Below are 1,724 nucleotides of genomic sequence, written 5' to 3' on the forward strand. Positions count from 1 at the left end.
TCGTGGCGGGTGACGAGGTCGAATTGGATGCCGCGGTGTTGTTCGACGCCGGTGCGGATGGCGCGTTCGACGACGGAGGTGGCGAGGCGGCGGTGGAGGGAGAGGGGGTCGCGGCGGAGGTCTTTGGTGAGGGCTACGCAGAGGAGGAGCATGACGATGACGAAGGGTAGTGCTGCGACGATGGTGATGCGTTGGAGTCCGGCGAGGGCTTCGGAGGGGACGTCGCCGCCGGCGAGGAGCATGACGGCTGCGACGGCGCCGGTGAGGCAGCCCCAGAAGATGACGATGGGGCGGCGGGGGTGTTCTGCGCCGTTGGAGCTGAGGGAGCCCATGACGATTGAGGCTGCGTCGGCGCCGGTGATGAAGAAGATCGCGACGAGGACCATGGCGAGGATGATGACGGCGGCGGTGGCCCAGTCGGGCATGCTGAGGTTTTTGACGAGGTCGAAGAGGGCGCCGTCGAAGTTGATGGAGGGGCTGCCGTTGGTCATGGTGACCAGGCCGGGGGTGTTGTTTGTGTCGGCTTGTTGTTGGATGTTGATGGCGGCGCCGCCGAAGATCGCGAACCAGATGATGCTCACGACGCTGGGGACCAGGAGGACGCCGGTGACGAATTGGCGGATGGTGCGGCCGCGGCTGATGCGGGCGATGAAGAGGCCTACGAAGGGTGTCCAGGAGATCCACCAGGCCCAGTAGAAGATGGTCCAGCCGGAGAGCCAGGTGCGGAGGGCGTCATCGCCGACGGCTTCGGTGCGGGAGGACATTTCGGCGAGGTCCCGGACGTAGTCGCCGACGGCGGAGGGGATGAGGTTCAGGATGAACAGGGTGGGTCCGACGAGGAACACGATGAGTGCCAGGACGACGGCGAGGACCATGTTGATGTTGGAGAGCCATTGGATGCCGCGGCTGATGCCGGAGACGGCGGAGGCGACGAAGCACAGGGTCAGGATGGCGACGATGACCACGAGGACGGGGGTGCCGATTTGTCCGAACCAGCCGTTGGAGGTCATGCCGCTGCCGATTTGCAGGGCGCCCAGGCCCAGGGACGCGGCGGTGCCGAAGAGGGTGGCGAAGATGGCGAGGATGTTGATGAATTTCCCGACGGGTCCTTCGACGACGCGGACTCCGAAGAGTGAGGTGAAGGCGAGGGAGATCAGTTGCCGGCGGCCCAGGCGGTAGGTGCCGTAGGCCATGGCGATGCCGACCACGGCGTACATGGCCCAGGGGTGCAGGGTCCAGTGGAAGATTGAGGTGGCCATGGCGGTTTGGATGGCGGCGGGGGTGCGGCCGTCCACGGTCCCTGGTGGGGGTGAGACGTAGTGGTAGAGGGGTTCGGCGACGCCGTAGAACATCAGGCCGATGCCCATGCCGGCGGCGAACATCATGGCGACCCAGGACACGGTCCGGAATTCGGGTTTTTCGCCGTCTTTGCCCAGGGGGATGTTCCCGAATTTGCCCATCGCGAGCCAGAGGACGAAGACGACGAACAGGGAGGCCAGGAGCATAAAGAGCCAGCCGGTGTACTCCATCACCCAGTTCAGGGCGGTTGTTGAGCTGGCGGACAGGCTGTCCCGCCCTACAAAGCCCCAGACCACAAACGCAATGGCAATCGCGCCCGTGATGCCAAAAGTGACTTTATCCAGGGTGAGTTTGTGGTTGCGGCGGTCCGCAACAGCCCGCTCAGTCCTGGCGCTGCGCAGCTCCTCCATGATCTGCGCGTGCTC

Annotated in this window: 1 protein-coding gene; it reads right to left on the reverse strand. The window is 65.0% G+C overall.

The window, feature by feature from the left end; all coding sequences use genetic code 11:
* Positions 1–1,724 (reverse strand): BCCT family transporter (locus ASF72_RS16460; protein WP_056600659.1); only part of this gene is annotated, 1,724 nt, incomplete at both ends.

This window comes from Arthrobacter sp. Leaf141, from assembly GCF_001424565.1.
Classification (GTDB): Bacteria; Actinomycetota; Actinomycetes; order Actinomycetales; family Micrococcaceae; genus Arthrobacter.